Here is a 24,583-nt window from a genome sequence, read left to right on the forward strand (position 1 = left end):
GGTATGAACAGTGGCCGTAGGTTCATCGGGCCGTTGGCGGGAGTGCCGGCTCAAATAGTCACCTTTGCGCTTTCGCTTCCGCGAAATCCTGTTTCATTTGCCCAATCTCCGATTTGTGAGTAAACACGTTCTGGTTATCGGCTCCGGTTTTGCGGGCCTCTCGGCGGCCACTTCGCTGGCGCAGCGCGGCTACCGCGTCACCATCCTGGAAAAGAACGAGGGCCCCGGCGGCCGGGCCCGCGTGTTCCGCACCCAGGGCTTCACCTTCGATATGGGGCCGAGCTGGTACTGGATGCCCGATATCTTCGAGCAGTATTTTGCTCGCTTCGGCAGGAAGGTGAGCGACTACTACAACCTGGTGCGGCTGGACCCGTCGTACCAAGTGATTTTCAAAGGCCCCGAGGCCGTGGACATCCCGGCGGCCATGAGCGAGCTGCGGCAGCTGTTTGAGCGCTATGAACCCGGCAGCGCCGCCCGCCTCGACGAGTTCCTGCGTCAGGCGGCCTACAAGTACAAGGTGGGCATCGGCAAGTTTGTGCACATGCCCGGCCGCTCGCTGCTGGAGTTTGCTGATCCGCGCCTGTTGGTGGATGCCGTCCGGCTGGATCTGCTGCAGAGCATGCACAAGCACGTCCGCAAGTTCTTCACGCACCCGCGGCTGCTGGAACTGGTGGAGTTCCCGATTCTGTTTCTGGGCGCTACCTCCGAAAACACGCCCGCCCTCTACTCGCTCATGAACTACGCCGACCTGGCGATGGGCACCTGGTACCCGATGGGCGGCATGCACAAGATTGTGGAAGGCATGGTGAAGCTGGCCCAGGAGCAGGGCGTGACGCTGGAATACAACCAGGAAGTGCAGCAGATTGTGGTGGAAAACGGCCGCGCTACCGGCGTGCAGACCGCCACCGGCTTCCGTGCGGCCGATGTGGTGGTGGCCGGCGCTGACTACCACCACGCCGAGCAGCACTTGCTGGCCCCTCAGTGGCGCCACTACGACGAAGCCTACTGGAACAAGCGCACGATGGCGCCCTCCTCGTTGCTGTTTTACCTGGGCGTAAACCGGCGCGTCGACAAGCTGCGCCACCACAACCTGTTCTTCGATGAGGATTTCAGCCTCCACGCCGAGGAAATCTACAAAGACCCCAAGTGGCCCAGCCGGCCGCTGTTCTACGTGTCGGCGCCCTCCCAGACTGACTCTAGCGTAGCGCCCGATGGCTGCGAAAACCTGTTCCTGCTGATTCCGGTGGCCCCCGACCTGCCCGACCCGGAAGAAACCCGGGAGCACTACTACCACCTCATCATGGACCGGCTGGAGCGCCACTGCGGCCACAGCATCCGCGACGCCGTGGTGTATAAGCGCAGCTACGCCCACCAGGATTTTCAGCAGGACTACCACAGTTATAAAGGCAACGCCTACGGCTTGGCCAACACCCTGCGCCAGACAGCCATTCTGAAACCTTCGCTCAAGAGCAATAAGGTCAGCAACCTGTATTTTACGGGCCAGCTCACCGTGCCCGGCCCCGGCGTGCCGCCCTCGCTCATTTCGGGGCAGGTAGTGGCAGTGGAAGTGGAGAAGGAGAACCCTGTGTCATTGCGAGCGGAACGAAGCAATCTTTCCGCTGCCACGCCCGCCCCGACCCTCACCGACAAGCCCTTTTAATTACTACACTTGCGACGGAAAATGCCTCGCTCAGGGTTGCTTAGAGCAAATAGCGAAAAGATTGCTTCGCGCTGCTCGCAATGACATACCAAATGGACCAGATTGCTCTTTTTACGGAAACCAGCCGGGCGTGTAGTAAGCTGATTACGCAGCGCTATAGCACCTCTTTCACGCTGGGCATTCGCACGCTCGATGCGCAGTTTCACCTGCCCGTGTACGCCGTGTATGGCTTCGTGCGCTGGGCCGACGAAATTGTGGACACGTTTCATGACCACGACAAGGCGGCGCTGTTCGCGGATTTCAAGCGCCAGACCTACGAGGCGCTGGAAATCGGGCTGAGTCTGAACCCGGTGCTGCACGCTTTCCAGGACGTAGTGCGCGCCTATGGAATCGACCGGGAGTTCATCGACGCCTTCCTCTACAGCATGGAAATGGACCTCGACGACCGGGCTTACAACCAGTCGCTGTACCAGAAGTACATCTACGGCTCGGCGGAAGTGGTGGGGCTGATGTGTCTGCGCATCTTCTGCCAGGGCAACGAGGCTCAGTTTCAGCAGCTGCGCGAGCCGGCCCGGCGCCTGGGCTCGGCATTTCAGAAGGTGAATTTCCTGCGCGACATCCGCTCCGACTACGAGGAGCGGGGCCGCGTGTATTTTCCCGGCGTGCAGTATGAGCGGTTCACCGACGAGGTGAAGCGCGAGATTGAGGCCGACATCCGGGCTGACTTTGATGCCGCCTACGCTGGTATCGTGCAGTTGCCGCGCTCGGCGCGGCTGGGCGTGTATCTGGCGTATGTTTATTATCTGAAGCTGTTCCACAAAATCCGGCAGCTGCCTGCGGCACGAATTTTGGGTGAGCGGGTGCGCGTGCCCGACAACACCAAGCTGCTTTTACTGATGGGTTCGTACTTTCGCTACCGCCTCCGGGCCATCTAGTCACGAACCTGCCGCCGCGTGAAGCTTCTGCTGCCCTTTCTCCTTATTCTCCTTTTGACTGTTTCTCCCTTCGTGTCCGACGCCACTCCCTATTCCCTGCCCAACCTGCGCCGCCAATACCAGGAAGCTGCCACCAGCAAAGACGCCGGCGAGAAATTCCATAAGCTGATGAGCGCCTACACTCAGCGCGACGCCGTGGTGCTGGCCTACAAGGCCGCCGCCGAAGCCATCCGGGCCCGCGACGCTTCGATGTTCAACAAGCTCACCTACGTGCAGAATGCCGCCAAGCAGTTCGACGAAGCCGTGAAGCTGGATACCGACAATGCCGAAGTGCGGTTTTTGCGCCTGAGCGTGGAAAGCAACTTGCCCTCGTTCCTGGGTTTGAGCACCCACGTCGACGAAGACCGCCAGTTTCTGGTAGAAACCCTGCTCCAGCACCCCAAATCCGGCCTCGATACCGAGTCGTTTGGGTTAGTGCGCGACTTTTTGGTGGAGCGCGGCCACGTGTCGGGTCCCGATGCCGAAAAGCTTGGCCGCATCAGCTCCTGAATCGACCAATGACTCCTTGCAAAGCGAAGTGCCCCGGTGGTGCTTCGCTTTTTTTATAACCGCTATTATCCCGTTATAATGACTGAAATTCGATTTTTAGGTTGTCTGCTGCTTTCCCTGCTGCTGGCAGTTGCGGCCTCTGCCCAAGGCCTGTGGGTGGAAGGCCGCGTGGTAGACGAGCGGCAGCAGCCCGTGCCGTACGCCAGCGTGGGCTGGGCCAACGGCTCCGGGGGCACGGCCACCAACGAAATCGGTGAGTTTCGGCTGCGGGCACCTGCGCTGCCCCTGCGGCTGGTGGTGCTCAGTATGGGCTACGGCCGCACTGAGGTAGAGGTGTCGGCGGTGGGCGCGCCCCTGACGCTGGTGCTGCAGGCCAGCGCCGTGGTCCTGCCCGAAGTGACGGTGCGCAACCCCGATAAGGTGGCGCTCGAGCTGGTGCAGCGGGCGTCGGCCAAGCTGCTGCGCCACGCCCGCAGCCTGCAGTACGGCAAAGCCTTTTACCGCCAGAAAACCCGCCAAAACGGCCAGTACCGCGAGTTTTTCGATGCGTTTTACGATGTGAAGTTTTCCAACCGCGTCATTGAGGGCTGGGATCTGGCGGAGTCGCGGTATGCCTTCACGCCTGGCGGCTTCACGTTCACCAACTTCTCGTCTCTGATCCGGCGGGTGCCCGTGTTCAGCCGCCACCCGTTCCGCGAGAAGCTGCTGGTGCCGCTGGGCCCCGATGCCGCGAAAAATTTCCGCTTCACGTTGCGTAGCATCATCAGCGAAGCCGGCCGCGAAACCGCCGTCATCGACTTCGAGCCGAAGTCACAGGTCTCCAAACCTGCCACAGCCGGCACGCTTTATATTGATGTGGCTACGGCCGCGCTGCGCCGGCAGGAGCAGGAAGTGTCGCTGAGTAGCATGCTCTCCTTCCGCATGGAACCCGAGTATCAGCGCACCAGCGACCATTTTCGGCTGGTGTCCGATTTCGCGCCCCTGGACGACTCGCTGACCCGGCTGGCCAGCACCCGCGCCGAAAGCTCCATTGTGTTCAGCCGTGCCCACGCCCGGCCCGATAGCACGCAGGTGGCGGCCCAGCTGGTTTTCTACCAGTACACGCCGCGCCTACCTGGCCACGCCTACCAGGAGGTGGGCCGCCACTCCCGCGACCTGCAGCAGGTAATGAAGCAGGTGTATAACCCGCAGTTCTGGCTGGAAAACGAAGTGCTGCGGGCCAGCCCGATCGAGGAAAAAGTGATTAAAGATTTCGAGGGCCGCAAAGTATTCGGGCAGCTCTGAAAACAAGACGAGGGAGAAGCTGGTACCGCTACAGTCCGAGTCCGGTCGAATTTCGTAACTTTTGCAACCTCCGTTGGCGGTTCAATAACCTTCTGCCTGCTTCGGCGGTTACTTCGTCAGCTATGCCGCACCACCTGAGCGTCCGTATTGACCCCAATTCCGGCTTTTGCTTCGGCGTGATCTATGCCATTCAAATGGCGGAAGACCTGCTCGATGAGCAGGGCTACCTGTATTGCCTCGGCGACATCGTGCACAACGATGAAGAAGTGCAGCGCCTGGAAAAGCGTGGTCTGCGCATTATAGACTACGAGCAGTTTGAGGCCCTGCGCGATGAAGCCGTCCTGATTCGGGCGCACGGCGAGCCGCCGAGCACCTACCAGATGGCCCTGCACAACAACCTCACCCTCATCGACGCCTCGTGCCCGGTAGTGCTGAAGCTGCAGAACCGCATCAAAACCTCCTACGACAAGAAAGACCAGATTTTCATCTACGGCAAGCACGGCCATGCCGAGGTGCGCGGCCTGCTGGGCCAGACCAGCGGCAACGCCGTGGTATTTGAGAGCTTGGATGAGCTGCTTAGCCATGAGTTGCCGGCCAACATCACGCTCTACAGCCAAACCACCAAAAGCACGGATTCCTTCTACCGCATCAAGGGCGAGTTGGAAGGCCGCGGCTACCAGGTGAATGCCAACGACACCATTTGCCGGCAAGTAAGCAACCGCGACAAAGACCTGCGCCGGTTTGCCGCTCAGTTCGACCAGATTGTGTTTGTGTCGGGTACCAAGAGCTCCAATGGCAAGGTGCTGTACCACGTTTGCAAGGATACCAACGAGCACACGCACTTTATCTCCAGCACCGACGAGCTGCGGGCCGATTGGTTTCGCCCCGGCCAGTCGGTAGGCATCTGCGGGGCCACCAGCACCCCGATGTGGCTGATGGAACAGGTGCGCGACGCTTTGCTGGCGCTCTGAAAATCGGCCGCAAGTTCGTCGCCGGTGAATTTTTTGCCTGCTCCGGGCTGTTTGCCAGATCAGGTAGCTTTGCACTTATGCCCGCTAGTATCTCTCCCCAACTCCTTGCTACAGCCATTTCTGCCGCGCCGCGCCGCGTGAAACCCGCTCCGCTGGGCAACAAAGGCGTGTGGATGGCGCTGGGTATTCTGCTGTGCTGGGCGGGGCTGCTGACGTTTCTCTTGGCCTTCTACCGTCCCAACTGGGCGGCTCCGTGGCCGTATCTGTTGGCGCTGCTGCAGATGCATTTGTACACCGGCCTGTTTATCACGGCGCACGATGCCATGCACGGCGTGGTCAGCCCCAATAAGCGCCTTAACAATGCGCTGGGTACCCTGGCCGCCGGCCTGTTTGCCTACAACTGGTTCCCGAAGATGCTGCCCAAGCATCATGACCACCACCGCCACGTAGCCACCCCCGATGACCCGGACTACCACGATGGAAAGCATCCGGGCTTCCTGGCGTGGTTTGCGCGTTTTGCCTGGAACTACGTGACGGTGTGGCAGGTGCTGCTGATGGCTGCCACCTATAATGTGCTCAAGCTGTTTTTTCCGCAGGCCAACGTTATTGCGTTCTGGATGGTGCCGGCGGTGCTGGCCACACTGCAGCTGTTTTTCTTCGGTACCTACTTGCCGCACCGGGGCGAGCATGCCCCCGACAATGCGCACAAGTCGCGCAGCCAGTTTCGCCACCATGTGTGGGCGTTTGTGAGCTGCTATTTCTTCGGGTATCACTACGAGCACCACGACCAGCCGTATCTGCCGTGGTGGCGGCTCTGGCGCACCAAGCACGCTTAGCAGCCGGATGGTCGGGCAGTTGCGGCCCGCCTCCAGCAACGTTCCTGACCTTCTTTCGTTCTTAATGAAATGTTAACAGTACCGGCTGATTAACAGTGCGAAAGCGTGCCGGGAGCGGTTTGCGAGGTTAGTTGCCGCAGGATGTCGGGTGCTGAAGGTGCTACATGACGCCTCTCGGGCATTGGGCTCGGTCAATGATGGGGGGGCAAAGGGGGAGTGTAAATATTTTATGTGTTATATATTGATAAATTACTTATAACTGCCTGGTATTTAATGCCTGGTGGAGGTGCTTGTTTCATACGTCTTAAGCATATATGCCAATCCGCCCCTCACGTACGCTGCTTACCGTTCAGTGGCGGATGCTGTGGGGGATTGTGTGGCTGCTGATGGCCGTGGAAACGGCTGCCCAACCAACTACTCTGCCGCGGCAGCGCATAACTGCGGCCGCACAACACCTTCGCAATAGCGCGCAACTGCTGCCGCTGAATCCGGCGGCGGCGCTGCTGCAAGGCGAGCAGGCGCTGCACCTCGCCGCCGTGAGCGGACCACCTGCTGAAGTAGCAGCGGCCTACCTGGCTATTGGAGCCGCCTACCAGGCCCAGCGGCAGTATGAGCCGGCTTTGCGCCATTTTACGCGCGCGCTGCGCCTCTACCAGCAGTTGCATAATGAGCCTGGCCGGGCGCGGGCGCTGGGTATGCTGGGGCAGACGCAGTACCTGGAGGGCGATACCGGCCAGGCCTACGATACGTACAAGCAGGCCCTGGCTCTTACCCTGTCGGTAGGGAACCCGCGCAGCAAGGCAGAGGTGTACAGCAATCTGGGGGAACTGCTGGGAGCCGGCGGCCAGTGGCGGCGCGCCCTGCGCAGCTACGAGCAAGCCTACGCCGAGTGGCAACAGGCGGGCAGCCTGCCAGGCCAGGCCCAGGCCCTGAATTCCATTGGGCTGGCCCACCATCAGCTGCGCCAATACAGCCGGTCACTATATTACCTGCGGCTGTCGCTGCAGCAGGCCCGGCAGCTGGGCGACAGCACCAGTACCGGCGAGGCCTTGGCCAGCACCGGACGCGTGTATCAGGATGTAGGCAATTATGAGGTGGCCATGGGGTTCTATACTCAGGCCATCAGCCAGCTGCCTGCGTACACGCCCCCGGCGCGCCGGGCAGCAGCGCTGCAGGCCCTGGCCTTGGTGCAGGATTCGATGGCTAACCGGGCCGCGGCCATTCGGGCACTGCGGCAGGCGCTGCCGCTGGCCCGGCGCGCTGGCTCCCAGATTCAGGTCAGCACGCTGTATCAGAAGCTGGCCGACCTGTATCAGCGCGAAAGCAACTACCCGCAGGCGCTGGCGGCCCAGCGCCGCTACTCCGATTTGCAGGACAGCGTGTTTGCCGAGCGCCGCTCGGCCCAGATAGCGGAATTGCAGACGCGCTACGAAAGCGAGAAAAAGGGGCGGGAAATTCAGCTGCTGCTTAAGAACCGGCAAATTCAGGACGCCAACCTGCGCCGGCAGAAGCTACTGCGCAATGCTATGGCGGTGGGGGCGCTGCTGCTGCTGCTGGCCGTGGCGGCCCTGTACCGGGGCCGCCGGGAGCAGGCCCGCATCAACCGGCTGCTACAGCGGAAAAACCGGGCCATCAACCGGCAGAAGCAGGAGTTGAGCCACCTCAACCACACCAAGGATACGCTGTTTTCCATCATTTCGCACGATTTGCGCAGCCCGCTCAGCTCGCTGTATTCCATGCTCACGCTGCAGACTCTCGGCAACCTGCCGCCCGAGCGGATGGCCGCCCACACCCAGCGGCTCAGCCGTACGCTCGATGTGACGCTGCGCCTGCTGGATAACCTGCTGAACTGGTCGGCGGCGCAGATCCAGGGCGATAAGGTGCGGCCCGAGAGCATTGCGCTCCAGACCGCTGCTGAAGAGGCGCTGGCGCTTCTGATAGGGGATGCCGAGCGGAAAAGCATTCAGCTCCTCACGCAGCTGCCCGCGCCCTGCCTGGTGAGTGCCGACCTGAACATGCTGCGCCTAGTGCTGCGCAATCTGGTGGGCAATGCCATCAAGTTTACGCCGGCCGAAGGCACAGTTACACTTGCCGCCCGGCTGCAGGAAACAGGTATGTGGGAGATATCCGTAACGGATACTGGCGTAGGTATCGCCGTGGCCGATCAAGCCCGTATTTTTGGTGAAAATGGCCTGCATTCCACGCTGGGCACTGCCCGGGAGAAAGGAACCGGGTTGGGGCTGCGCCTTTGTAAGGAATTTGTGGAGCGTAACGGAGGCCGCATCAGCTTCGCGTCGGTGCCGGGGCAGGGCAGCACCTTCCGGTTTACGCTGCCGGCGGCCATGCCCGAGGTGCTGCCGTTGCTGCCCGTGGTGCTGGCACCCGCTATTGTTGCTGCCGCCGGATAAGGGTGCGGTTCACAATGCGTTCTGTCACCCGCTCGCGGTAGGTCTGGCCCAGCGGCAGCGCGTGGCCGCCCACCCGCACCTCCAGGTTGCTCACCGACTCAATCTGGGCAGAGTTGACCAAGTAGGAGCGGTGGGTGCGGATAAACATGCCGGTCGGCAGCTGCTCTTCCAGGTTTTTCAAGTTTACCAGCGTCAGGTGCGTGCGGCCGTCGGCGGTGTTTATTTTGGTGAAATCCTTGAGCGCCTCGATGTACAGCACGTCGCGGTAGTGCAGGCGCACAAACTGGGCATCGGTGCGGATAAAAAAGGAGCCCCACCCCGACTGCGGATCCTGCTTAAGGTCGTTTTCGGGCAAGCTGGCCCGCAGAATACCGGCCACCTTGTTCACGGCTTTCAGAAAACGGTCCAGGGAAATGGGCTTCAGCAGAAAGTCAATTACGTCGAGGTTGAAGCCCTCCATGGCATACTGCGGGTGAGCCGTCATGAGCACCACCAGCGGCGGGTGGTGCAGCGAGCGAACCAAGTCCAGGCCACTCAGGTGGGGCATGGTAACGTCGGAAAACAGCACCTGCACATCGTTGGTGAGCAGGTAGCGGTGGGCTTCCAGAGGGTCAGTAAACGTCGCTTTCACGTCCAGAATGTCCGTCATGGACACGTAGGCCTGCAGCAGGTCCAGTACCAGCGGATCATCGTCGAGAAGCAGGCAGGTAATCTTCATGGAGGAGCAAAAAGTGGCAGGTGACCGGGTCAATATAAAGAGTTTCGGAAAGAATCAATGCTTTTTTTATCGGAAGAAATCAATCTTAACGGCAAATATTACCATATACGTCTACTTTTTGGACCTGTTGCTCTACTTTAGAGACTTATAATCAAGCGCTTCACCTAACTTATAGAGTAGTCTGAATTTCAAATATTCTGCTGACCGGGTGTTATAGCAGCTTTCAGTATCTGCCGCCTGCCGTTTTCTGCGCTCCGTTTCTGCCTGCACACCTTTCCGTATTGCTATGAATCCGGCTTACCTTCCCGTTGCCGCGCTACCCCCGGTTGTGCTGGGTGTCGCGCTTACGATTGGCTTGCACGAAGGCCTGCGTCGGTCGTTGCACACGGCGTTTGGCCTGAAAACCCGGGCCATCAACCTGCGCATCGACCCGAGTATGGACCTGATTTTTCTGTGCGAAGTTACACTGCCCGGCACATTAGCCTGCCTGTCGTCGCTTACGCGCCCCGGCATTACGGCCGTGACGCTGCGGCAGGCGCACCTGGAATGGCAGCCCGACCCGGAGCATCCTATCGGGCGCGGCACCTCCACGCTGGCCGCTCTGGAAAGCGGCAGTTGCTTCCTTACGGCCAACACGCGCAAGATTGCCATTGCCTCTTTCTCGGCTGCCGATGTGCACCCGACCCGCGTGAACATGGAGCTGCAGGGGCGGCCGAATCTGCTGGAATACCTGCGTTCCGACTGGTTCACGCTGGAAATATCCGGCACCAACCGGCGGCGGCTCACGCGGCCATTGGGTTTTAGCGCGGTGCTAGAATTCGACTTGCAGATGAGCCCAGAGCCAGTGGGGGAATAGCTGCCAGAGCGGCCAATCGTCAACAAAAAGCCTCTTCCTCAGTCAGGGAAGAGGCTTTTTGCTGCTTACTCGCCGCCGGTATGCACAGCGTTGGTTTTCTTGCAGCAGTCGGGCAGCCGGTCGTATGCGCGGGCCTCAGCCGGCTGGCTATCGGCGTCGTAGCCGGTTTTCTGGACGGCGGCGCGGAGCGCGTCCGGCGTGGTTTTGTCGGGGCGGTAGCTGATGGTGAGTACCTGGCTGGGTACGTCGAGGACGGCGGCCTGCACGCCTTTTTCGTAGGCCATGGCCTTTTCGAGGCGGGTTTTGCACATGTCGCACACGGCGGAGGTTTTCAGCTGCACCTGCTCGGTGGCCGGGCCTTTAGCTTTGGCCGGCGCGGCCGTCTGGGCCTGGGTGCTGAAGGAAACGAGGCTGGCAGCCGAAAGCAGAAGGAATTTCAGAGAGTTCATAAAGAGTAAGGTTAGGCTGCCAGGCAGCGAGGAAAAAAGCGCAAAAACAGTGCAGCCGCAGGCTTCCTAACAAATACGCCGCCAGAAGCGTGCCGCGGGACCAGAATGGCGGGGCTATTCCAGCCGGAAACGCAGCCCGGCGTAGGTGAGGCGGCCAAACGTGGGGCCCCAGACCATGGCGGCATCAAAGGCCGGGCTGAACGGGGCCGCCGCCCCGTCGATGGGGTTGGGCTGGCGGAAATTGGTGAGGTTCTCAATGCCGGCGTACACTTCAAAGCGCTTGAAGGCCCGGGTCACCTGCGTGTTGAGGAGCGCAAAACGGGGCGCGTACGGTAGCTGCATCTCGTCGGTGCCGTGCTGGTGGCCCGGCTCGCTGGGGTTGTAGGCCAGCGGGCGGCGGCCGTAGAGCTGCACCGTCAGGTCGGCGCGCCACTTATCGAAGGCCGTGGCGTAGCCCACATTGAAGAACACGCGGTGCGGCACCGTGAGCGGCCGCGGCAGCAGCTCGCCGCCGTAAGTGGTCTGCACGTCGAGGTACTTGTAGGCGGCTTTGGCCGTGAGGCCCTTCACCGGCTCCACCTGCACTTCGGTCTGGAAGCTGCGCGAAAACGAGCGGGCCCCGGGCGCCAGGTTACCGATGAGCAGCAGATTGGGCGAGCTGTACATATCGGCCACTATCTGGTTCTGGAACTCGGTGTGATAATAGTCGGCCACGAAGGTGGCGGGGCGGCTGGCCACCGTGAAATACTGCGTGAAGCTGCCGCCCACGTTCCAGGCTTTTTCGGGCCGCAGGTTGGGCGCAATCAGAAATTCGCGTGAGCTGAGCAAAGCGCCGCTGTTTTCGGCAATGGGGTTGGCCACCCGGAAGCCCGTGCCGGCCGCCAGCCGCAGCACCGTGTTTTTGGTGGCGTCGTACTTCACGTTGAGGCGGGGCGTGAGCTGCCAGCCGTAGAGGTTGTGGCGGTCGAGGCGCAGGCCGCCCACCAGCGTGAGGTTGCGCGAGTTCTGGTAGGTGTACTCGGCGAAGGCGCCGGGCACGTTTTCCAGGCGGTTGCGGTGCTCCCGGGCGTAGCGCTCCTCGGGCGTGTCGGTGGCGTAGGCGACGCCTTGGCTGAAAAACTCCCGGTAGTCGTCGTGCAGGTAGCTCAACCCCAGGCGGTAGGTGTGGGCCGTGGTGCCCAGCACGCTCTGAAACAGCAGCGTGGCCAGGCCGGTGCGCTGGGTGCCGTCGTACTGGCGCAGGGTGCGCTGGGTGCTGGTCGGGGTCAGGACGCGGCCGTAGGAATAGTCGGAGTTGAAGTCATGCGACGTGCCGCTCAGCAGTAACCCCAGGCTCTGGTAGGGCCGGCCGGGCCAGGTGTAGGAGGTTTTGGCGTAGCCGGTGTAGCGGCTGGTGCGGGTCGTGAAGCCGTAGTCGCGCTGGTAGGCGTCGGCGTTTTCCGGCCGGAAAGCCAGCTGCCCGCCTTCCCGGGTTTCGCGCAGCGCGCCCAGCCCTACCTCACTCACCAAGCCCTTGCCCGACTGATACTTCCACTTGTTGAACAGGTTGTACTGGGTGGCCAGCGGCAAGTCCATGAACCCATCGTTGTTGCGGTCGACGCGGCGGCCCAGGTGGTCGGAGTGGAGCAGCAGCGCCGTGCTGACCTTCTTGCTCAGCGGCGTCGCCAGGTTCAAATTCAGGTCGAATTTGCCCAGGTCGTTGGCGTAGGCGTTGAACAGCAGGCGCTCGGCCTTATCGGGCTCCTTGAGGCGGATGTTCACCTGGCCGGCAATGCTTTCGTAGCCGTTCACCACCGAGCCCATGCCCTTGATGATGTCGATGCTCTCAATCCAGGTGCCGGAGAGGTAGCCCAGGCGGTAGGGCGTGGCCAGGCCGCGCAGGGCCGGCAGGTTGTCCACGGTCAGCAGCGAGTAGGCGCCATCCAGCCCCAGCAGCTGAATCTGCTTGGCCCCCGACACGGCATCGGTGGTGGAAACCTCCACGGCGGCGTTGGTTTCGAAGCTTTCGGCCAGGTTGCAGCACGCCGACTTGGTCAGGTCGCGGCTGGTGATAACCTGGGTGTTGGTGGGCGTAAGGGCTGAGTAGGCCACGGCGCGGCCTTCCACTTTCACTTCGCCCAGCTCGGTGCCGGGCTGCAGGTCCACGCGCACGTAGGGCGTGCCGGTGGCGGCCACCGCCACGGTGTCGGCGCGGTAGCCGAGGGCGTTGATGATGAGGCGGCTGGCCTCGGCGCGGGCCGGGCGGGCCAGCGAAAACTGGCCGGTGGCGTTGGTAGTGGCGGCCTCGGTGGTGCCGAGCCAGCGCACCACGGCACCGGGCAGCGGAGTAGCGGCGGCGGCATCGGTCACCTGGCCCCGCACCGGAGCAATAATATCGGCGGAAGATTGGGCCGTGGCAATGGCGGCAGAACTCAGCACCAAGCCGAGAGTGGCCGCCAGGTAAGGCGCAGAAACAGCGTGCATATCGTCAGGAAGTTAGCATTCATTCGGAAGAAAAGCAGCCGGTGCAGAGCACGCAGCGGTTTCAGCCGGCCTGAAACAGACCAGCCCGAACGAATGCTAGACGACCAGCACGTGAATGAACACCAGCAGCTGACGCCCGGCCCGGGCCGGCGGCGAGCTGTCGGCGGCGTGCCAGGCGGCGGCGCGGGCCACCAGCGGCGCCGGGGGCAGCGTGAGCCAGGTTGGAGCCGGGAGCCAGTCGGCCACCAGCGGCGGCGGCAGCAGCTTCGCCCAGGCCAGCTCCGGCGCGGGCACGTCCAGCTTGTGCAGGTGGGCCTGGAAGTCGCAGCAGGCTCCCGTCAGCTGGGTTTGCGTGGCGTGGCGGGCGTCAGCCTGCGGGGCCGGGCAGCGGTGCTTGGGCGTGCTGAACACCACGGCCGTGGTGCGGTAGCCGCTCTGCCGGCAGGTATGCTGCAGCACCGCCATGCCCACCGAAGCGGTGAGCACCAGCAGCGCCAGGAGCGCGCTGAATAGCCGGTGGGAGAGAGGACGCTTCATAAGCCCTGCAAAGATACACTACCCGGGCCGGAGGAGCAGGTGCATAATACCAGAGCAGAGGTGCAAAACCGGGCAGCCAGCGCACTTGGCCCTGGCCGGCCAAAGCCGGGAAATGGCACCCTGACATTCTGTCAAGTACCCGGAATCAGCCGTCAGCGGCGCGCTCCAATAACCTTAGTACTGCACCAAATATGCGGTTTAATGCGTTTAAACGCACTTTTCGGGGAGTGGTAGAAAATGGTAAATAGTGGTTGCCTTTTCTGAGGCATTGCGTACTTTTGCTATCATCCCTCACCTGTGCCCACCAATCATGCACCTGCTCTCCGGCGAATACGACTGCAAGCTGGACCCGAAAGGGCGGCTGGTGCTGCCGGCCAAGGTGAAGGGCAGCCTGCCGGAAGCTTCCGGCAACCAGCTGGTGCTGGTGCGGGGCTTCGAGCCCTGCCTGGTGCTCTACCCGCGGGAAGCGTGGCGCGTGATTCATGATAAGGTGATGGCGCTCGACGAGTTCAACGAGGAGTACCGGCAGTTTCAGCGCAACTTCTTCCGGGGCATGACGGAAGTGGAGCTGGATAGCATCGGGCGGTTTATGCTGCCCGGCTCCATGCGGCGCTACGCCGGTTTGGAGAAGGAGGCCATCATCGTGGGCCTCGGTAACCGCTGCGAAATCTGGGATACCACCCGCTACGACGAATACCTGATCAAGGACCAGCAGAGCTTCTCCAAGCTGGCCCAGAAATTTCTCACCACCGAAACCGGGCCTGGCGGCTCTCTGGCCGCATGAGCGAAACCACCAACGACTACCTGAACGATGCGGCCTACCACCGGCCCGTGATGCTGCGCGAGTGCCTGGAGGCTTTGGAGCTGCGCCCCGAAGGCCGCTACGTCGACGTGACCTTCGGCGGCGGCGGCCACTCGGCCCGCATGCTGGAACACCTGAGCGGCGCCGGCCACCTCTATAGCTTCGACCAGGACGCCGACGCTGAGCGCGAGGCCGCCAAGCTGGCCCGGCCGCAGTTTACGTTCATCCGCAGCAACTTCCGCGACCTGTACCAGGAGCTGCAGCGCCACGGTGCCCTGCCCGTGGATGGGCTGCTGGCCGATCTGGGCGTGTCGTCGCACCAGTTTGATACGCCGGAGCGCGGCTTCAGCACCCGTTTCGACGGGCCGCTGGACATGCGCATGAACGCCGAGGACGGACCCACCGCCGCCGACATCATCAACGAGTACCCGGAAGCCGACCTGCACCGCATCTTCGGTATGTACGGCGAAGTGACCAATGCCCGCACCCTGGCCCAGACCGTGGCTTCGGCCCGGCGAGGCCAGACCATCAGCACCATTGCCGGCCTGAAGAAGGCCATTGCCAGCTGCATGCCGCGCGGCAAGGAAAACAAGTATCTGGCCCAGGTATTTCAGGCGTTGCGCATCGAGGCCAACGACGAAATGAAGGCCCTGCAGGAAATGCTGGAGCAAACGGCGCAGGTGTTGCGCCCCGGTGGCCGGCTGGTGGTGATGAGCTACCACTCGCTGGAAGACCGGCTGGTGAAGAATTTTCTGGCTAAGGGCAGGTTCTTCGGCGAAGCCGAAAAAGACCTGTTCGGCAACACCAATACCCCGTTTGAGGTCCTGACCCGCAAGCCCGTTGAGGCCTCCGAACAGGAAGTGGCAGCCAACAGCCGGGCCCGCTCGGCAAAGCTGCGTGTCGCAATTAAGAAGTAGTAATTAAGAATGAAGAATTGCCGCTTTTCCTGCGCAAAGCATACGCTGTCGGCTCCGGCCGGAAAGCTGCGCGCTTGCGTGGCTGGCACCTGCGCTGGTGCGGTAACGCCTTCATTACTAATTATTAATTGCTAATTATTAATTCCAACGAAGTGGCTCTCAATACCATAAAACCCGTCGCCAGCCAGCCTCGCTCCAACGTGCCCCGCCACGTGGAGCCGGAGCCCGCGCCTCTACCGGAGGCCGCGGCGCCGGCGCGGCCAGCCGAGCCCGCACCGCGCCCCCCGAAGGCCGCCAAGGCCCTGCGGCTGGCGGCGCCCCGCAACTCGTGGAGCGTGTTTTCGCTGCTGGAGCGCCTCACGCGCATGGATGGCCTGTTTCGGGAAGGGCTGCCGGTGCGCTACCTGCCCCACGTGCTGTTCGTGATGCTGCTGATTCTGATTTATATCGGCAACACGCACTACGCCACCCGCATGAACCGCAGCATTCAGCGCCTGAAGATTGAAGCCGAAGACCTGCGCGCCGACTACACGACCCTGAAATCGGACTACATGGAAGCCAGCAAGCAAAGTGAGGTGGCCCGCAAAGTGGCCGCCTACGGGCTGGTGGAAAGCTCCTCGCCGCCGTTCCGCATTGAAGTGCCCGCCGGCCGCCTCGACGAGGCCGCCCTGGATTTGGTGCCCGTGCTGACGGCCGACTCGCTGGCGGCGCGCACCCTGCGCGACTCGCTGCGCCGAGCCGGCCCCGTCGGGCCGATTGACTCGATGTCCATTGAGGTAGGGGCGCCGCCCGTGCCCATCGGGACGGATGCCACCGGGGAGCCGGCCACGCCTCAACCCACTGCCACGCCTCGCCGCCGCTAACTGAACTATGAAAGGAAGCGTTAAAAAATCCATCGTTACCCGCGTACGGCTGGCGTTTTTGGGCGTCTGCCTGTTTTCGTGCGCGGTGGTCTGGAAGATTTCCAACATCCAGTTCAAGGAGGGCGAAAAGTGGCGCGCCCTGGAGCAGGAGCGCCGCGTGGTGTACCAGCCCGTGTTTGCCACCCGCGGCACCATCCTCGCTGACGACGGCAAAAGCATTATGGCCACCTCGCTGCCCTTTTTCCGGGTGGCCTGGGACCCCAGCGTAGTGGACCGGCAGCTGTTCGATAAGCAGGTGGATTCGCTGGCCATTCAGCTGGCGAATTTCTTCGGCGACCGAAGCGTATCGGAGTACCGGCGCAAGCTCAAGAATGCCCGGCTGGCCAAGCCCTCGGTGCGCTACCTGCGGCTGAATTCGCGCCAGATCAACTACCAGGAGAAAAAGGAGCTGGCCAACTGGCCGATCTTCCGGGAAGGCAAAAACAAGGGCGGCGTCATCTTCGAGAAGGTCGACAAGCGCTTCCGGCCGTTTGGCGGGCTGGCGCAGCGCACCATCGGCTTCGTGAACGAGGATAAGAACGGCGCGGGCCTGGAGTTTACCTTCAACCGCCACTTGGCCGGCAAAGACGGCGAGGCCCTGTTCGAGCGTCTGCCCGGCGGCAACAAGCCCATTTACGACGGTACCGAAGTGAAGCCGATTCCGGGCTACGACGTGCAGACCACGCTCGACATCAACCTGCAGGACGTGGCCGAAAATGCCCTCTACAAGTCCCTAGTGGATAACAACGCCCAGTACGGCTGCGTGATTCTGATGGAAGTGCAGACCGGCGAAATCAAGGCCGTGGCCAACCTGGGCAAGGTGGCCGAGGGCGTGTACCGCGAAGACTACAACTACGCCATTGCCGACCAGGGCCGCACCGAGCCGGGCTCCACGTTCAAGCTGGCCTCGATGATGGCCCTGTTCGAGGAAAACCCCGAGCTCAGCCTCGACGACATCGTGGACACCGGCAACGGCCGCATGTACATCGGCGGGGCCGTGAAGACGGATTCGCACGGCTACGGCAAGATTACGGTGAAGCAGGTGTTTGAGAAGTCCAGCAACATCGGGGTGGCCGTGCTCGTGGACCGGCAGTTCAGCAAGCAGCCCCAGCGCTACGCCGAACACCTCAAGCGCTTCGGGCTGCACAAGCCGCTGGGCTTCCAGATGGCCGGCGAGGCGCGCCCCTATGTGAAAGACCCGCAGGACCGCAGCTGGAGCCGCACTTCGCTCACCACCATGAGCATCGGCTACGAGCTGAAGCTGGCCCCGCTCCAGACGCTGGCTTTCTACAACGCCGTGGCCAACAACGGTGTGAAGGTGCAGCCCATGATTGTGCGCGAAATCCGGCAGGCCGATAAGGTGCTGGAACGGTTTGAGCCCACGGTGCTGAACCCCAAAATCTGCTCTGACGAAACGCTGGCCAAGATGAAGGCCATGATGGAAGGCGTCGTTACCGAAGGAACGGCCCGCGGCATCCGCAGCGAAGACTTCACGATGGCCGGCAAAACCGGCACCGCCTGGAAGTTCAAGAACGGCGCCTATACCCGCGTGTATTCCACTAGTTTCTGCGGCTATTTCCCGGCCGACAAGCCCAAGTACAGCTGCATCGTGGTGGTGGACTCGCCCAAGAAGGGCCGCATCTACGGCGCCGACGTAGCCGCGCCGGTGTTCCGCGAAGTGGCCGATAAAGCCATGGCCCGCGACGCCGCCAGCCAGCGCCCCCTGCTGGCCCGCGCCGCTTCGCTGCAGAAAGCCAAGCTGCCCTACGCCCCGGCCGGGATGCAGGACGAGCTGCGGCTGGTGTGTGAGCAGATTGGGGTGAAAAGCGAAGGCGCCGCCCCCGACGAGGACTGGGTGCGCACCCCGCTGGCCGCCGACACCAACGCCGAAACGCTGGCTCTGCAGCCGCTGGCCGTGAAGCCCGGCCGGGTACCCAACGTCACGGGCCTGACCCTGCGCGACGCGCTGTTTCTGCTGGAAAACCGGGGCCTGCGCGTGCGTACCCAAGGCACGGGCCGCGTGAAGGCGCAGTCGGTGGCGGCGGGCACGATGGCGCGGCGCGGCACGGTGGTGGTGCTGGCCATGGAGCCCATCGGGCAGCGCTCGGCCGGCCCCGCGCCGGTAGCGGCCCCGGCTCCCAGCCAGCTGGCGGAGAACAAGCTGCTCACGCCCGTCGACACGGACCTCGATGCCAAAGCCCGCGCGCTGGCTGCCAAAGCCAAAGCCCGTCTGACCGGCACCACGCCGGCCACCGCGGCGCCCGCTAAAAAGAAGCCTGAACCCAAAACCACGGCGCAGCAGCCCGCTGCCACCAAGCCACCCAAGAGCTAGAACAACTCAGCTCCGTCTGCGCCTTCCTCTGCACCCTCTGCGGGCTAAAACCGAAAGAACAACCTTGTCTACCCCAAAAGAAATAACGCCCCCGCTTTTCGCCTTGCTCGCCGACGTCACCGTGACTTCGCAGCAGGGCCCCACCGACGTGCCCGTGCAGCAGCTCACGCTGGACTCGCGGCAGGCGGCGCCCGGTGCCGTGTTCTTCGCGCTGCGCGGTGCTGCCACCGATGGGCACCAGTTTATTGAGAAGGCGGTGGCGCAGGGCGTAGCCGCGGTGGTGTGCGAAGTGCTGCCCGCCGAGCTGAACCCAGCCACCGCCTACGTGCAGGTACCCGACTCGGCCGAGGCCATGGCCCACATGGCGGCCGCCTTCTACGGGCATCCGTCGCGCAGCCTTACCCTGATTGGCGTGACCGGCACCAACGGCAAAACCACCTGCGCCACGCTGCTGCACAAGCTGCTGCGCGAGCTGGGCTACCACACCGGCCTGCTGAGCACGGTGCAGAACCAGATTGACGAGCAGGTGATTCCGGCCACCCACACCACGCCCGACGCCATCCGGCTCAACGAGCTGCTGGCACGCATGGTGGAAGCCGGCTGCACCCACGCCTGCATGGAAGTAAGCAGCCACGCCGTCGTGCAGCACCGTACCACGGCGCTTCGCTTTGCCGGGGGCATCTTCACCAACCTCACCCACGACCACCTCGACTACCACGGCACCTTCGACAACTATCTGAAAGCCAAGAAGGGCTTTTTCGATATGCTGCCCAAAACGGCTTTCGCCCTCTCCAACGCCGACGACAAGCGCGGCATGGTGATGCTGCAGAACACCGCCGCCCGCCGCGAAACCTACTCGCTGCGCAGCGCCGCTACGTTCCGGGCCAAGCTGATTGAAAACGCCGTACACGGTCTGCACCTCGAAATCGACGGGCACGATGCGCAGTTCCGGCTGATTGGGGTATTCAATGCCTACAACCTGCTGGCCGTGTATGGCGCGGCCGTGCTGCTGGGCGAGGAGCCGCTGGAAGTGCTGACCGTGTTATCGGGGTTGCTGTCGGCGCCGGGCCGCTTCGAGCCGGTGGTATCGGGCAAAACCCGCGTGACGGGCATCGTGGACTACGCCCACACGCCCGACGCGCTGGAAAACGTGCTCCAGACCATTGCCGACATCCGCCAGCCCACTCAGCAGGTGATTACTGTGGTGGGCTGCGGCGGCAACCGCGACGGCGCCAAGCGCCCCATCATGGCGCACTTGGCCTGCCAGGGCTCCGATAGGGTGGTGCTGACCTCCGACAACCCCCGCTTCGAGGACCCCAACGATATTCTGGCCCAGATGCAGGCCGGCGTGAAAGTGCAGGACTTGGCCAAAGTCCTCACCATCCCCGACCGGCGCGAGGCCATCAAAACCGCCGTCACGCTGGCTGGGCCCAACGACATTGTGCTGGTAGCGGGCAAAGGCCACGAAACCTACCAGGAAGTGAAAGGCGTGAAAGCCGATTTCGACGATAAAAAGGTCTTGATGGAGATGTTTGAGCTGCTGGGGAAGTAAGTCTGAACGTCATGCAGAGGCGCAGCCGAAGCATCTCGCCAGAAGCTAATCCAGTCATTCCGAGCGGAGCGAGGAATCTCGCTAGTGTGGTAGAATCATCTGGTACACTGGCGAGATTCCTCGCTTCACTCGGAATGACAGTCCTACGGCATCGTTCTGACAGCCAGTACTACACCAAAATCCGCACAAACACAACGCTTGCCTAACCCCGAAAAACCCGAACCTTTGCAGCTTGCCTCCCTTCTGACCGCAACCTGCTGACCTCGCGCCCATGCTGTATTACCTCTTCAACTACTTATACAAAGTGCACCACGTGCCCGGCACGGGGGTAATGCAGTACACTTCGTTTCGCGCGGCGCTGGCCATCGTCACCTCGCTCATTATTGCCCAGTACTTCGGGGCGCCGCTGATCCGGCTGCTGCAGCGCCAGCAGATCGGGGAGAGCATCCGCGACCTGGGTTTGCAGGGGCAGATGGAGAAGAAAGGCACGCCTACCATGGGTGGCCTGATTATTTTGCTGGCCATTCTGGTGCCGGTGCTGCTGTTTGCCAAGCTCGACAACATCTACATCGTGCTCATGATTCTGAGCACCGTCTGGCTGGGCCTGATCGGCTTCGTCGACGACTACATCAAGGTGGTGAAGAAGGATAAGGAAGGCTTGGCCGGCCGCTTCAAGATCATGGGGCAGGTGGGCCTGGGCCTCACGGTGGGCTGGGTGCTGTTCTTCTCCAACGACGTGACTGTACGCCAGTACCTGCTCGAAAACGGCCAGTCGTCGGCCGTGGATGCCAGCACCATCTACCAGGATGTGAAGCTGATGATTACGACGGTGCCGTTCCTCAAGAACAACGAGCTCAACTACGGCGACCTGTTCGCCACGGCCGGCGACTTCTTCAACGAGTACTACGCCTTCTTCTACATCCCCATCGTCATCCTCATCATCACGGCCGTCTCGAATGGCGCCAACATCACCGACGGCCTCGACGGGCTGGCGGCGGGCACGTCGGCCATCATCGGCACCACGCTGGCCATCTTCGCCTTCGTGAGCGGCAACGCCTTGCTGGCTGACTACCTGGATATTATGTTCATTCCGAACTCCGGGGAGCTGGTGATTTTCTGCGCCGCGTTTGTGGGCGCCTGCGTGGGCTTCCTGTGGTACAATAGCTACCCGGCGCAGGTGTTCATGGGCGACACCGGCTCGCTGGCCATCGGCGGCATCATTGCGGTGCTCGCCATCATCGTGCGCAAGGAGCTGCTAATTCCGGTACTGTGCGGGGTGTTTCTGATTGAAAACCTGTCGGTGATGGTGCAGGTGAGCTGGTTTAAGTACACGCGCCGCAAGTACGGCGAAGGCCGGCGCCTGCTGCGCATGTCGCCGCTGCACCATCACTACCAGAAGCTCGGCTACCACGAATCCAAAATCGTGTCGCGGTTCTGGATTGTGGGCATCATGCTGGCTGTCCTGACTTTGGTTACTCTCAAATTGCGCTAATGGAATTTCTCGCAGTGTTCCGCAGTGTTGGCGCAGTGTTTCTCAGTGTTCAGGCGTCAGAACACTGCGAAACACTGCGCCAACACTGCGGAACACTGCGAGAAATCTAACCCAAACAAGTACATGCACTACGTCATCTTAGGAGCTGGGGAAAGTGGGGTAGGGGCGGCGCTGCTGGCGCAGGCCAAAGGCCACTCCGTGTTCGTGTCCGACCAAAGCCCGATTCAGCCTGTATATAAGGAGAAGCTGCACGCGGCCGGCATTCCGTTCGAGGAAGGCCAGCACACGATGGCGGAGGTGCTGAAGGCCGATGAGGTAGTGAAAAGTCCTGGCATTCCGGAGAAGGCGCCCGTCATCAAAGCGCTGCGGGAGAAGGGCACGCCCATTATTTCGGAGATTGAGCTGGCCGGCCGCCACACCAAGGCCCGGTGCATCTGCATCACGGGCACCAACGGCAAAACCACCACCACGCTGCTCACCTACCACCTGCTGAAGGAAGCCGGCTACAACGTGGGCCTGGCCGGCAACGTGGGCTTCTCGCTGGCCGAGCAGGTTATCTACGACCAGCACGACTACTTCGTGGTGGAGCTGAGCAGCTTCCAGCTTGATGACACCTACGACTTCCAGCCCTGGATTTCGGTGCTGCTCAACATCACGCCCGACCACCTGGACCGCTACGAATACTCGCTGGAGAAATACGCCCAGTCCAAGCTGCGCATTGTGCGCAACCAGGACAGCAGCAACTACTTTGTTTACAACGCCGACGACGAAACTATCCAGCGCTATTTCAAGGCGGCGCTCCGGCCCGTGAACCAGCTGCCCTTCAGCCTGCACCACCGCCCCGACTATCAGCTGGGCGCGTACTACATTGATGAGGAGGATGTGTGCGTGGATCTGCAGCCGGGCTACCTGAGCAAGACGGAGGAGGTCAGCATTGCGGCCACGCCACTCATTGGGCAGCACAACCGCCAGAACATGCTGGCGGCGGTGCTCTGCGCCCGCTTGGCCGGGCTGGAAAAAACCCAGATTGAAGCCAGCCTCGGCACTTTCCACAACGCCGACCACCGCCTGCAGCCCGTGGGTGAAATTCAGGGCGTGCGCTTCATCAACGACTCCAAAGCCACCAATGTGGAAGCCGCCTGGTACGCCCTCGACGGTATTCGACAGCCCATCGTCTGGATTGCGGGCGGTACCGACAAGGGCAATGACTACACCACGCTGGTGCCGCTGGCCGGCTCGCGCGTGAAGGCCCTCATCTGCCTCGGCGCCGACAACGAGAAGCTGCGCGAAGCCTTCGGCGACGTGGTGCCGCACCTCGAAGAAACCCGCAGCGTGGAAACGGCCGTGCGCCGCGCCGCCGCCCTGGCCGAAGCCGGCGACGTGGTGCTACTGTCACCGGCCTGTGCTAGCTTCGACCTGTTTAAAAACTACGAAGACCGTGGCCGCCAGTTTGCTGCCGCCGTGGCCCGCTACGCCGACGACCTCACCCAGGAAGAAGCCAACGAGTAACGGCAGCATCTCACGCGCCCCAACCCATCACTCCTCCAATCCACCATCATGGACATCATCAAAAACTGGCTGCGGCAGAACCTGAAGGGCGACCCGGTGCTTTGGGGCATCGTGATTCTGTTTTCGCTGATTAGCATGGCCGTGGTGTACTCGGCCACGGGCACGCTGGCCTACAAAAACGAGCTGCGCGGCCGGGCGGGCTCGTCGGAGATGATCCTGTTCAAGCACACCAGCCTGATCTTCGCGGGCCTGGCCCTGATGTGGCTGGCGCACCGCATCGACTACCGCAACTACTCGCGCCTGTCGCTGTACGCGCTGCTGGCCTCGGTGCCGCTGCTGCTGTTCACCTACGTGCTGGGCGGCGACATCAACGGCGCCTCACGCTGGATGACCATCCCGGTTATCAACCAGACCTTCCAGCCCTCCGACTTAGCCAAGCTGGCTCTGATTACGCACCTGGCGTCCATGCTCAGCCGCCGCCAGCAAAACGTGCAGGACTACAAAACCACGCTGCTGCCCGTGATGGTGTGGGTGGGTGTGATTTGCGGCATCATCATTTTGAGTAACGCCTCCACGGCGTTGCTGCTGTTCGTTACCTGCCTGTTGCTCATGTTTATTGGCCGGGTGCCGCTCAAGCAGATGGCCGTGATGGTGGCCATTGGCCTGGTGGTGGGCGGCGTGGGGCTGGCCTCGGGGCAGCGCTACAAAACGGTGCTTTCGCGCATCGAGAGCTTCACCGACAAAAGCAAGCCGGTGCCGTTTCAGCTGGAGCACTCCTACATTGCCATTGCCACGGGCGGCGTCACGGGCAAGGGCCCCGGCAATAGCACCGAGCGCAACATCCTGCCTCACCCGTATTCCGACTTCATCTACGCCGTCATCATCGAGGAATACGGCCTCGTGGGCGGCGTGGCGGTGCTGTTTCTGTACCTCGCGTTCCTCTATCGAGGGCTGCTGACCGTGGTGAACAGCCACGGCGCGTTCGGGGGGCTGCTGTCGGCGGGGCTGAGCTTCAGTCTGGTGCTGCAGGCCATGGTGAACATGGGCGTGGCCGTGGGATTGGGCCCCATTACCGGCCTGCCGCTGCCCCTGCTGAGCATGGGCGGCACCTCGCTCATCTTCACCGGCATCAGCGTCGGTATTATCCTGAGCGTAAGCCGCGGTGAGCGGGAAATCCGCCCCGTAGTCGGCGAACCCGCCGACACCGTGCGGATTCCAAGGAAGATGGCGTATGCATAGTAAAATGCTGATAGCAGCTGACTGGTATGGACTCAGGTTCGAAATATCGCCTGATGAGCCAGAGGTTGGTTTCTATATGAACGTCTACGACAGCAATGGTAACTGCCTTCGCGACGAACTACAGAACGATGAAGCTACCATCAAAGCAGTTGGACTCGAAGTATATGGCATT

General features: G+C 62.1%; 20 protein-coding genes. 16 read left to right on the forward strand and 4 right to left on the reverse strand.

Features of this window, described 5'->3' with window-relative positions; genetic code table 11:
• Positions 1–115: 115 nt before the first annotated feature.
• The 7 genes from crtID (at position 116) to O3303_RS01470 (ending at position 8,643) form a co-directional block, all read left to right on the forward strand.
• Entirely contained in the window at positions 116–1,660 is a 1,545-nt protein-coding gene (gene crtID, locus O3303_RS01440; protein WP_269560291.1) for a bifunctional phytoene desaturase/3,4-desaturase, read from the forward strand.
• Between the two features lie 92 nt (positions 1,661–1,752).
• Complete coding sequence (locus O3303_RS01445; RefSeq protein ID WP_269560292.1) at positions 1,753–2,595, forward strand: phytoene/squalene synthase family protein; 843 nt, start codon at positions 1,753–1,755, stop codon at positions 2,593–2,595.
• A gap of 54 nt (positions 2,596–2,649) precedes the next feature.
• Entirely contained in the window at positions 2,650–3,144 is a 495-nt protein-coding gene (locus O3303_RS01450; RefSeq protein WP_269560293.1) for a hypothetical protein, read from the forward strand.
• A gap of 78 nt (positions 3,145–3,222) precedes the next feature.
• Positions 3,223–4,428: a carboxypeptidase-like regulatory domain-containing protein gene (locus tag O3303_RS01455; RefSeq protein WP_269560295.1), complete on the forward strand. Its 1,206-nt coding sequence runs from the start codon at positions 3,223–3,225 to the stop codon at positions 4,426–4,428.
• A 122-nt stretch (positions 4,429–4,550) separates the two neighbouring features.
• A complete protein-coding gene (locus tag O3303_RS01460; RefSeq protein ID WP_269560296.1) occupies positions 4,551–5,399 on the forward strand; it encodes a 4-hydroxy-3-methylbut-2-enyl diphosphate reductase in 849 nt (282 codons plus the stop codon).
• A 173-nt stretch (positions 5,400–5,572) separates the two neighbouring features.
• Positions 5,573–6,235, forward strand: a complete 663-nt coding sequence (locus tag O3303_RS01465) for a fatty acid desaturase (protein ID WP_269561942.1) — start codon at positions 5,573–5,575, stop codon at positions 6,233–6,235.
• A gap of 359 nt (positions 6,236–6,594) precedes the next feature.
• Positions 6,595–8,643 carry an ATP-binding protein gene (locus O3303_RS01470; RefSeq protein WP_269560297.1) on the forward strand — a complete coding sequence of 683 codons (2,049 nt, stop codon included), beginning with the start codon at positions 6,595–6,597 and terminating at the stop codon, positions 8,641–8,643.
• Here O3303_RS01470 and O3303_RS01475 read toward each other — a convergent pair.
• Positions 8,621–9,361 carry a LytR/AlgR family response regulator transcription factor gene (locus tag O3303_RS01475; RefSeq protein ID WP_269560298.1) on the reverse strand — a complete coding sequence of 247 codons (741 nt, stop codon included), beginning with the start codon at positions 9,359–9,361 and terminating at the stop codon, positions 8,621–8,623. The genes O3303_RS01470 and O3303_RS01475 overlap by 23 nt on opposite strands.
• 286 nt (positions 9,362–9,647) lie before the next feature.
• Here O3303_RS01475 and O3303_RS01480 point away from each other — a divergent pair, with 286 nt between their 5' ends.
• Complete coding sequence (locus O3303_RS01480; protein WP_269560299.1) at positions 9,648–10,217, forward strand: hypothetical protein; 570 nt, start codon at positions 9,648–9,650, stop codon at positions 10,215–10,217.
• Positions 10,218–10,282: 65 nt separating this feature from the next.
• Here the strand turns inward: O3303_RS01480 and O3303_RS01485 are convergent, their stop codons facing one another.
• The 3 genes from O3303_RS01485 to O3303_RS01495 all read right to left on the reverse strand — a co-directional run bounded on the left by O3303_RS01485 (position 10,283) and on the right by O3303_RS01495 (position 13,666).
• Entirely contained in the window at positions 10,283–10,666 is a 384-nt protein-coding gene (locus tag O3303_RS01485; protein WP_269560300.1) for a heavy-metal-associated domain-containing protein, read from the reverse strand.
• Positions 10,667–10,780: 114 nt separating this feature from the next.
• Positions 10,781–13,129 (reverse strand): TonB-dependent receptor, encoded by a 2,349-nt coding sequence (locus O3303_RS01490; protein ID WP_269560301.1) that lies wholly within the window; start codon positions 13,127–13,129, stop codon positions 10,781–10,783.
• A 96-nt stretch (positions 13,130–13,225) separates the two neighbouring features.
• Complete coding sequence (locus O3303_RS01495; protein ID WP_269560302.1) at positions 13,226–13,666, reverse strand: hypothetical protein; 441 nt, start codon at positions 13,664–13,666, stop codon at positions 13,226–13,228.
• 310 nt (positions 13,667–13,976) lie between these two features.
• On the opposite strand from O3303_RS01495, the gene mraZ reads away from it, so the two are divergent.
• The 8 genes from mraZ (at position 13,977) to O3303_RS01535 (ending at position 24,411) form a co-directional block, all read left to right on the forward strand.
• Complete coding sequence (mraZ, locus tag O3303_RS01500) at positions 13,977–14,450, forward strand: division/cell wall cluster transcriptional repressor MraZ (protein WP_052381101.1); 474 nt, start codon at positions 13,977–13,979, stop codon at positions 14,448–14,450.
• Complete coding sequence (gene rsmH / locus O3303_RS01505) at positions 14,447–15,385, forward strand: 16S rRNA (cytosine(1402)-N(4))-methyltransferase RsmH (RefSeq protein ID WP_269560303.1); 939 nt, start codon at positions 14,447–14,449, stop codon at positions 15,383–15,385. The genes mraZ and rsmH overlap by 4 nt, the downstream gene beginning before the upstream one ends.
• Positions 15,386–15,513: 128 nt before the next feature.
• The gene (locus O3303_RS01510; RefSeq protein ID WP_269560304.1) at positions 15,514–16,248 is read left to right on the forward strand and encodes an FtsL-like putative cell division protein; all 735 of its coding nucleotides are present in this window, start codon (positions 15,514–15,516) and stop codon (positions 16,246–16,248) included.
• Between the two features lie 7 nt (positions 16,249–16,255).
• Positions 16,256–18,619 carry a penicillin-binding protein gene (locus tag O3303_RS01515; protein ID WP_269560305.1) on the forward strand — a complete coding sequence of 788 codons (2,364 nt, stop codon included), beginning with the start codon at positions 16,256–16,258 and terminating at the stop codon, positions 18,617–18,619.
• A gap of 103 nt (positions 18,620–18,722) precedes the next feature.
• Complete coding sequence (locus tag O3303_RS01520) at positions 18,723–20,171, forward strand: UDP-N-acetylmuramoyl-L-alanyl-D-glutamate--2,6-diaminopimelate ligase (RefSeq protein WP_269560306.1); 1,449 nt, start codon at positions 18,723–18,725, stop codon at positions 20,169–20,171.
• A gap of 271 nt (positions 20,172–20,442) precedes the next feature.
• Positions 20,443–21,663 (forward strand): phospho-N-acetylmuramoyl-pentapeptide-transferase, encoded by a 1,221-nt coding sequence (gene mraY, locus O3303_RS01525; protein WP_269560307.1) that lies wholly within the window; start codon positions 20,443–20,445, stop codon positions 21,661–21,663.
• Positions 21,664–21,786: 123 nt separating this feature from the next.
• Positions 21,787–23,172 (forward strand): UDP-N-acetylmuramoyl-L-alanine--D-glutamate ligase, encoded by a 1,386-nt coding sequence (gene murD / locus O3303_RS01530; protein WP_269560308.1) that lies wholly within the window; start codon positions 21,787–21,789, stop codon positions 23,170–23,172.
• Positions 23,173–23,220: 48 nt separating this feature from the next.
• Positions 23,221–24,411, forward strand: coding sequence for an FtsW/RodA/SpoVE family cell cycle protein (locus O3303_RS01535; protein ID WP_269560309.1), 1,191 nt, complete (start codon positions 23,221–23,223; stop codon positions 24,409–24,411).
• The last annotated feature ends 172 nt before the right edge of the window (positions 24,412–24,583 follow it).

This window comes from Hymenobacter canadensis (genome assembly GCF_027359925.1).
Classification (GTDB): domain Bacteria; phylum Bacteroidota; class Bacteroidia; order Cytophagales; family Hymenobacteraceae; genus Hymenobacter; species Hymenobacter canadensis.

Excerpts from the sequence above, each read along its gene's own strand:
- O3303_RS01460 (WP_269560296.1), top strand. The coding sequence starts at position 4,551 with ATGCCGCACCACCTGAGCGTCCGTATTGACCCCAATTCCGGCTTTTGC.
- O3303_RS01475 (WP_269560298.1), bottom strand. The coding sequence starts at position 9,361 with ATGAAGATTACCTGCCTGCTTCTCGACGATGATCCGCTGGTACTGGAC.
- mraZ (WP_052381101.1), top strand. The coding sequence starts at position 13,977 with ATGCACCTGCTCTCCGGCGAATACGACTGCAAGCTGGACCCGAAAGGG.
- O3303_RS01455 (WP_269560295.1), top strand. The coding sequence starts at position 3,223 with ATGACTGAAATTCGATTTTTAGGTTGTCTGCTGCTTTCCCTGCTGCTG.
- O3303_RS01490 (WP_269560301.1), bottom strand. The coding sequence starts at position 13,129 with ATGCACGCTGTTTCTGCGCCTTACCTGGCGGCCACTCTCGGCTTGGTG.
- O3303_RS01535 (WP_269560309.1), top strand. The coding sequence starts at position 23,221 with ATGGACATCATCAAAAACTGGCTGCGGCAGAACCTGAAGGGCGACCCG.
- O3303_RS01465 (WP_269561942.1), top strand. The coding sequence starts at position 5,573 with ATGGCGCTGGGTATTCTGCTGTGCTGGGCGGGGCTGCTGACGTTTCTC.
- O3303_RS01485 (WP_269560300.1), bottom strand. The coding sequence starts at position 10,666 with ATGAACTCTCTGAAATTCCTTCTGCTTTCGGCTGCCAGCCTCGTTTCC.
- O3303_RS01445 (WP_269560292.1), top strand. The coding sequence starts at position 1,753 with ATGGACCAGATTGCTCTTTTTACGGAAACCAGCCGGGCGTGTAGTAAG.
- mraY (WP_269560307.1), top strand. The coding sequence starts at position 20,443 with ATGCTGTATTACCTCTTCAACTACTTATACAAAGTGCACCACGTGCCC.
- murD (WP_269560308.1), top strand. The coding sequence starts at position 21,787 with ATGCACTACGTCATCTTAGGAGCTGGGGAAAGTGGGGTAGGGGCGGCG.
- O3303_RS01495 (WP_269560302.1), bottom strand. The coding sequence starts at position 13,666 with ATGAAGCGTCCTCTCTCCCACCGGCTATTCAGCGCGCTCCTGGCGCTG.
- O3303_RS01480 (WP_269560299.1), top strand. The coding sequence starts at position 9,648 with ATGAATCCGGCTTACCTTCCCGTTGCCGCGCTACCCCCGGTTGTGCTG.
- O3303_RS01470 (WP_269560297.1), top strand. The coding sequence starts at position 6,595 with ATGCTGTGGGGGATTGTGTGGCTGCTGATGGCCGTGGAAACGGCTGCC.
- O3303_RS01515 (WP_269560305.1), top strand. The coding sequence starts at position 16,256 with ATGAAAGGAAGCGTTAAAAAATCCATCGTTACCCGCGTACGGCTGGCG.
- rsmH (WP_269560303.1), top strand. The coding sequence starts at position 14,447 with ATGAGCGAAACCACCAACGACTACCTGAACGATGCGGCCTACCACCGG.